The 7757-nt window shown below is 35.0% G+C and carries 5 protein-coding genes and 2 rRNA genes; 6 read left to right on the top strand and 1 reads right to left on the bottom strand.

Features of this window, described 5'->3' with window-relative positions:
- From ACECE_RS0212020 to ACECE_RS0212010, 3 genes are all read left to right on the top strand, one after another.
- Positions 1-334, top strand: a 23S ribosomal RNA gene (locus tag ACECE_RS0212020); the annotation flags it as partial.
- A 116-nt stretch (positions 335-450) separates the two neighbouring features.
- Positions 451-567, top strand: a 5S ribosomal RNA gene (rrf, locus tag ACECE_RS0212015).
- A 489-nt stretch (positions 568-1056) separates the two neighbouring features.
- A complete protein-coding gene (locus ACECE_RS0212010) occupies positions 1057-2631 on the top strand; it encodes a rhomboid family protein (protein ID WP_117385814.1) in 1575 nt (524 codons plus the stop codon).
- A 58-nt stretch (positions 2632-2689) separates the two neighbouring features.
- On the opposite strand, the gene ACECE_RS0212005 is transcribed toward ACECE_RS0212010, so the two are convergent.
- On the bottom strand, positions 2690-4096 hold the full coding sequence (locus ACECE_RS0212005; protein ID WP_010247272.1) for a bifunctional diguanylate cyclase/phosphohydrolase: 1407 nt from the start codon (positions 4094-4096) through the stop codon (positions 2690-2692).
- Positions 4097-4564: 468 nt separating this feature from the next.
- Between ACECE_RS0212005 and ACECE_RS0212000 the strand changes: the two genes are divergently transcribed.
- The 3 genes from ACECE_RS0212000 (at position 4565) to ACECE_RS0211990 (ending at position 7749) form a co-directional block, all read left to right on the top strand.
- Positions 4565-4996, top strand: coding sequence for an FHA domain-containing protein (locus ACECE_RS0212000; RefSeq protein ID WP_456049014.1), 432 nt, complete (start codon positions 4565-4567; stop codon positions 4994-4996).
- A 157-nt stretch (positions 4997-5153) separates the two neighbouring features.
- Complete coding sequence (locus tag ACECE_RS0211995; protein ID WP_456049013.1) at positions 5154-6344, top strand: FtsW/RodA/SpoVE family cell cycle protein; 1191 nt, start codon at positions 5154-5156, stop codon at positions 6342-6344.
- Positions 6331-7749 carry a peptidoglycan D,D-transpeptidase FtsI family protein gene (locus ACECE_RS0211990; protein WP_010247264.1) on the top strand — a complete coding sequence of 473 codons (1419 nt, stop codon included), beginning with the start codon at positions 6331-6333 and terminating at the stop codon, positions 7747-7749. The genes ACECE_RS0211995 and ACECE_RS0211990 overlap by 14 nt, the downstream gene beginning before the upstream one ends.
- Positions 7750-7757 lie beyond the last annotated feature (8 nt).

The following is a 7757-nucleotide window of genomic DNA, read 5'->3' as shown; positions in this document are numbered from 1 at the left end:
TTAAAGCGGTACGCGAGCTGGGTTCAGAACGTCGTGAGACAGTTCGGTTCCTATCTGTCGCGGGCGCAGGATATTTGAAGGGATCTGTCCTTAGTACGAGAGGACCGGGATGGACGAACCTCTGGTGCACCAGTTGTACTACCAAGTGCATAGCTGGGTAGCCAAGTTCGGAAGGGATAAACGCTGAAGGCATCTAAGCGTGAAACCCACCCTAAGATGAGATATCCCACCGTAAGGGTAAGACCCCATGTAGACTACATGGTTGATAGGCCAGAGGTGTAAGTGCAGTAATGTATTTAGCTGACTGGTACTAATAGGTCGAGGGCTTGACCAAATATTTTACAGGTAGAAAAGGTCTTTTAAGAAGTCTTAATGAAGAAATCCGCTTTTCATCTTGATTCCAACATTATATATTTTTGAAGGTGCATAACCTTAAAAAGTTTACAATTTTCTGGTGGTTATAACGAGAAGGTCACACCCGTTCCCATTCCGAACACGGTAGTTAAGCTTCTCAGTGCTGATGATACTTGGATGGAGACGTCCCGGGAAAGTAAGTCGCTGCCAGATTTATATCAAGACCTTATGGTTTACGCCATAAGGTCTTGTTTTATATATCCTGATATTAGAATTGATAGTTAAAAGTTGTTAGTCGCTAATTTTACAATCGCTACAGAAAGAGAATATTGGAATGGAAAACAAAGAAACAAGATTTTAAGTGTATTGTTTAAAATCTTGTAGGCAGTAAATATAAATGATAAAAACAGAAATCCACAACTGTCAACAGCAGAACAACAATGATGTACTAAAACTATTGGGGATAAGTCTTCAGAATCTATTGGTTTATCCACAACAAAGTTCAATATGTAAGCAGAAAATAATTTCTAATATAGATCAAATAAGCACAGGAAAGAAGACTTGAAAAAACGCACTCTTAGGATGACAACAGTCACCCAAGCTTAAAGGCAAAAGATAAGTCAGCATTATAGATTAGTACAAAAAAGATAATTCTGATATAATAGATAGAATAAATGAAACTCAAATCGAGGTGCTGCTAAAATGAAGGCTAATTACATGGATAAGGTATACACTGCACTTATAGAAAAACAAAACTACGCGCCTGTTATTGATAATAATGGGCAACGTATACAATATGAGGGGATGAGAATTGTACAGAAAATATTGGAAGGTAAATTCATCCTTGTCGAGTTGCTAGATGCTGACTGCTTAAGTGGAGAACAAATAATGAAAAAGCTTGAGGCAAACCGCAGCAATTTGGCAAAGATGGGCAGCCCTTCAGTTTTTGCTTTTCAGGTTTTTATATTCAATTCAGAGCCTGACGAAGGAAAAATGCAATTAATTAAGCAAGGGCAGATGGAAGACGTATATCTGAAAAAATATCTGCCATGCATAAGCGTTGATTTGGAAAATAGAAAAGTAAACAAGCTTTATGACCTCCCTATACAAACGGAAGGTTTGGAGAATATTCTGAATTTAATGTTAGGATTAGATGTTGTAAATGCAGACGTAATGAATGATAATGATATTAGGATAAACACTGAAAGATTGGGAGAGAGTGAAGGACCTCCCAATTTCTTAGCAAAAGTTCCATATGTGACTTATTGCTTGATGATAATCAACATTGCAATATGGCTGGTAATGAATATTTATGCTCGTATTAAAAATATTGATGTTAGTAATTTATTTATTCCTTTTGGGGCCAAAGAAAACTTCAGCATTATGTCAGGTGAGTATTGGCGATTTATAACACCAATATTTCTGCATGCTGACCTAGAGCATTTATTTGCAAATTCTTTGTCATTGTTTGTTTTTGGAAGAATAGTAGAAGGAATGTATGGCCATAAAAAGTTTACTTTTATATATTTGGCAGCAGGTGTGATTGGTAATGTTGCCAGTTTTATGTTTTCAACATACTCTGGAGTTGGTGCTTCAGGTTCCATATTTGGATTTTTTGGAGCACTTTTGTACCTATGGGTTGAAAACCCTGCTGCATTTAGGAGATACTTTGGAAACAATATATTGATAATGATAGTTATTAACCTTGCATATGGCTTTGCTAGTCCCGGCATAGATAATTTTGCCCATGTAGGTGGCCTAATTGGTGGTTTTCTGACGTCTGGAATAGTAAAGTTAAAAGGTGTTTCAAATAAATTACTGGGCAGGTCTGTCTTTATAGCTGCAACGATTATTGTTGTAATTTTGGGGCTATACTATGGCTTTAATAACAGCAGGAATAGGGATTACTATATAGAACGGGGTAAATATAAAGAGTTAGTGGAAATGGCAGACAGTGGAAAGTGGAAAGAGGCCGAAAAGTTAGGAGAAGAAATCATAAATATGAGGCCCGAGCGTAATGATATAAAATTGAGTACGCTTTATAATATAGCTGCGGCAGAAGCTTCTCAGGGAAAATATGATGAAGCACTAGAAACGGCTGAAAGTGTGAAGAAGGTTGATGCTCCTAAAGGATACTATTTAAGGGGGTTGTTATACCTTGATACCAAGCAATATGAACTAGCCCGGCAGGAACTGAATGAAGCAGTTAAACTTAACCCTGAATACAAAGAAGAAGTAGACCAATATTTAAAACAAATAGAAGAAGAACTGAGGTAAAAATATCAAAAAGTAAAGTTTATCAAGTGAATAAGACTTTTTGCTGAAAATGAAGAATTTAATGTGCTGGACTCATTGCTGAGTAAAAGATGTCAACAATCTCAGGGTCAAACTGAGTTCCTGAATACTTTCTCAACTCACTTAGTGCTTCTTCGGTAGTTTTACTTCTACTATAAGGACGTTCTGATATCATCGCGTCAAAGGAATCAGCTACACATAATATTCTGGCGCCAAGGCTTATTTCTGTACCTGTTAGTCCATCAGGGTATCCAAGACCATCAAATCTTTCGTGGTGATGTCTGACATAATCTATAAGATTGTCTATATCTTCTAAAGGCTCAAGGATATTCTCGCTGTATATAGGATGCTGGCGAATGATAACCTGTTCATCAACGGTTAAATTTCCGTGCTTGTTTAATAAGGTTTTTGGTATCTCAATTTTACCAATATCGTGTAAAAGTCCTGCATATTCAAGAACACTTATCTCATTGAGGCTTAAATTCATTGCTTTACCTATCAATACTGCATAAGAGGATACACGTTCACTGTGTGCGTGAGTATACTTGTCTTTTGCAGAGATTGTGCTGAGTAATCCTTTGAATGCTCCTATCAGTTGCTGATTATCAGAGCTTGTATTTTTGCGGATCTGTAGAATTATATCCTGATATAAGTGTACTCTGCCTTTCCCAAGATTTTTTGCATGATATAAAGCCATATCTGAATGAGAAATAAGCTCACTTTTTGTAAAGGACCTGTTTGGATATTCAGAAAGTCCTATTGACAGGGTAACTTTTTCGGAAAGCTTATCTGAAAAATAATCACTTCTTACCATTTTGAATTTATGAATTATATTGTGCGCAAACATCTCTAGAGTTTCAATGTCTGTGTTTGGAAAAATAATTGCAAACTCATCACCGCCATATCTACACACATAACCGTTCTGCTTAACTATTGACTTTAGAATAGCAGATGTTCCTTTTAGTATTTTATCGCCACATTCATGGCCGTAAAGATCGTTATACATATTAAAATCGTCAATATCTAACATTATTAAACCAAGAGAACTATTATTATTATCCGAATTTACTATTTCTCTATCAAGCAAAATCCTAAATTGCCTTTGATTATAGACGTCAGTTAGTTCATCAGTGATTGCAAGCTTTTGCAGCTTTATCTTTTGCAGGTCTTGCTTATAAGCTAGGAAAGCAACAATAGTTCCAACTATTATTGTGAGTAACCTTAATGTAAAGGGGATTAAATAAGTTAGGTCATCCTCTTGGTAATATTTTATTATTACTGATGCTAAATCATTATAGCTAAGGACAATAGAAGAGGCTAGCCCAAAGAAATTGAAGCGAAAAACAAGGTAAAAAATTATAAGGATTTGGACTTGTGTAATAAAAGCCCTAGCATTGTCTGGTACTATTTCAAGATTAAGCGATTGCGACAGAAATAGCATAAGCATAAAGCACACTAAGTATTCCAATATTTTAATGTTGTTATCAAAGTATTGCGTGTGAATCTTTTTTATTAATTTTCTAATAAATTCCCTAACTGAGTTATAGCATTCATTTTACCACCCTTGTTACATGTGATAGAGTTTCACATCCTAATTATACTGTATAATTCGATTTTTTTCTACAAAATTCTCCAAAAAATTTTATATAGAAACTATTTAAAAATAATTATATCACACTATAACGTATTCGGTGCAATTATAAAAAAATAACTATTTGTTATTTTCAGGTTCTAGGAATATAATTTAAAGAGATATTTGGGATTTACTGCAAGATTACCAAGTAGCCGTAATTTTTTATAGGGCATGCAGTGCTTAGAACAGATAAAATATTTTCAACATCGCTAAAGACTTAAAATTGGAAAAAGCACTAGCTATGAGGGGAAGTGGGAAATGATGGGGATAATAACGCTTTTAATGAACTTTGTATTTGTGTTGGTTATATATTGTTTTATTTTTAGTATAATACGACTTATTTACATGGATATAAAATCTATGAACTCTATTAGAGCTAATGGTAATGTCAATTCTCCATATCTTAAGTTAATAAATCAAAGAGAAATGCTTAATTTTAAGGTTAATGAGACTTATATGCTTGGGCAAAACTCTACAATTGGCAGGCAGGATAAAAACGATATTGTAATTAAAGACCCTTATATGTCAGGTTTGCACGCACAAATAACGATCAGGGATGGAATTTATTACATTAAGGATCTTGGAAGTAAAAATAAAACATTTGTCAATGAGAACATCCTGAGAGAGGGATATGATTGGAGATTAAACAATGGTGATAAAATCAGGTTGGGACAAGTAGAATTCTTATTTGTAGATGTATTGATGAATAAATAAAATTAAATTCCGATTTGCTATATGGCCTATTCAAGGAATCTGCGAAGCAAATTTCCTAAAACGAGGTGATTTTTTGTTTGGAATATTTACATACCGTAAGCCTATAAACTATATTATTCTATTGAACTTACTTGCATATATATTTATGTTTTATAATATGAAGACTTATAAATATGATGTACTGGCAGTTGGTTTTGGCGTAATTCTATTGCTATGCACTGCTTATTTCATAATACTGAAAAAGAGACTTGGGGATGAGTATTTGTTTCTCATTGTATCTATGCTTATAAGTCTAGGAATAATGATGATATATAGACTTGATAGTAGTTTGGGAATTAGACAAACAATTTGGATGATAATTGGAATCGGTATGTTTATTTTTTCATGCCAATTCTTTCGATGGTTTAAAAAATGGGAACAGATGGCTAAATACTATATGGTGGCGGCTGTTTTGTTGTATTTAATAACTCTAGTATTGGGTAGAAATGTAAATGGTGCTACTAATTGGATAGTAATAGGAGGACAAAGTTTTCAACCGTTGGAAATCTCAAAGGTTCTTTATATTCTCTTCCTTGCCTGCTATTTTAAGAAGCCTGACCAGTTGTTTTTTGAGGGTTCAAATTACAGTGAGGCAAACAAAGTAAGATTAAATAGGTTGATTCTGGTTCTTTTTACATTCCTTAATATCGGTTTCTTGATGCTTCAGAGAGAATGGGGCTCTTTAGTTCTGCTAGCATTTATATATTTGATCGTTCTTTATGTGTTTGGAAAGGATATTCTTTTCTTCATTTATAATATTATTCTCACAATACCTGTTGCTCTTTTCGGTTACTTTTTTGTGTATCATATAAAAGTAAGAATTGACACATGGTTAAATCCATGGGCTGACATTGCAGGAAAGGGGTATCAAATTACTCAGTCGCTGTTTGCAATAAGCTCAGGTGGATATTTTGGAACCGGTCTTGGTATGGGAAGACCTGATATGGTCCCTGTAGTCAATACCGACTTTATTTTTTCTGCTATTTGTGAAGAAATGGGGGTATTAACAGGGGTAGCAGTTATACTTTTGTATATGCTGCTTACGTATAGAGGTATGAAAATCGTTATAAAAGTGAAAAAGAGATTTAATAAGGTTTTAGGACTTGGAATAACAACAATGCTAGGACTGCAAACCTTTATAATTATAGGAGGGGTAATAAAGTTAATACCCTTGACAGGAATTACTCTTCCATATATTAGTTATGGGGGCAGTTCCCTTGTGAGCAGTTTTATTATACTAGGGATTTTACAGGCTATATCAAAAGAGAGTTATGCTGACATGGATGGTGAAACATATGAAGGAGAATAAAAAAATAATAAGGGTTCTTATAGTTATTTGCTCCCTTTTTCTTGTTTTGATTGGATACCTTACATACATACAGGTTTTTAAAAGTAAGGAGTTGGCACAAAATTCTTATAACAGAAGACAGTATCAAGCCGATGATAATACTGTACGCGGAAGAATTCTTGATCGTGATGGGAAAGTTTTAGCGTATAGCGAAGAAAAAGACAATGAACAGAAGCGCATATACCCATATGGATCCCTATACAGTCATGTGATAGGTTATAATTCGAAAGTATATGGAAGATCCTTACTTGAAGCAGCCTATAACAACTATCTGTTGGGACTTGACGAGTACACTAAAGTATTTAAGTTGTTTAAAAGCACTGATACAGAAAAAAAAGAAGGTAACAATCTTTGTCTTACAATAGATCATGAACTGCAACAGTTAGGCCGAGAGCTTTTGGAAGAGAGAAATGGTGCTGTTATTGCTATGAATCCTAAAACAGGGGAGATACTTGCTTTAGTAAGCAAACCTGATTTTGATACAAACGCGGAAAGTTTGACTGAAAATTGGAAAGCATTGGTTGAATCTCAACAAGCTCCTTTTCTTCCGCGTGCAACCCAAGGTTTATACACACCTGGATCAACATATAAAATAGTTACATCAGCAGTGGCTATTGAAAACGGTCTGGATGGACTAAAATTCAATGATAAAGGTGTTATAACTATAGATGGAAAGGAGATTAGTAATTCTAAAGGGAAGGCATATGGAGAAATAGACCTTAAAAAAGCTCTTGCTGTATCTAGTAATGTAATGTTTGCACAACTTGGTGTAAAACTTGGACAGGATAAACTAGCAGATATGGCGAAGCGGGTTGGGTTTGGAAGCGATATACCTTTTGATATTCCCGTAAGTAAAAGCTTATTTCCATATCAAAAAATGGAGCAAAATGATATGGCTGCTGCAGCAATTGGGCAGGGTAAAATATTGGTTTCACCGCTCCATATGGCAATGATAGCATCAGGTATAGCTAATAATGGCATGATTATGAAACCATTTCTGGTAAGAAGTATTGTATCTCCTACAGGAAAGGAAATAAAGGGTACAAAACCGGATGAGTTTAAACGGATAATGGAGTCTGATGTTGCGAGCAGAGTAAGTATGATGATGCGGGAAGTGGTAGTTAGCGGAACCGGTAAAAAAGCAGCGATAAAAGGCATTAATGTAGCTGGAAAGACCGGAACAGCAGAAAACGAACTGACTGCTCAAAAAAAGAATAAGGAACATGCCTGGTTTGTTGGCTTTGCTCCAGCTGAAAATCCACAGATAGTAGTTGCTGTTATACTTGAATATAGCGGTTCATCAGGAGGATCAGCTGCAGCACCTATAGCACAAAAGGTAATGGCTAAATACTTAAAAGGTAAATAAAAATTTTA

Source organism: Acetivibrio cellulolyticus CD2, from assembly GCF_000179595.2.
In the GTDB taxonomy this organism is placed as follows: domain Bacteria; phylum Bacillota; class Clostridia; order Acetivibrionales; family Acetivibrionaceae; genus Acetivibrio; species Acetivibrio cellulolyticus.
The sequence above is the reverse complement of the archived record's forward strand: the minus strand, read 5'-3'. Positions and strand labels throughout refer to the sequence as shown.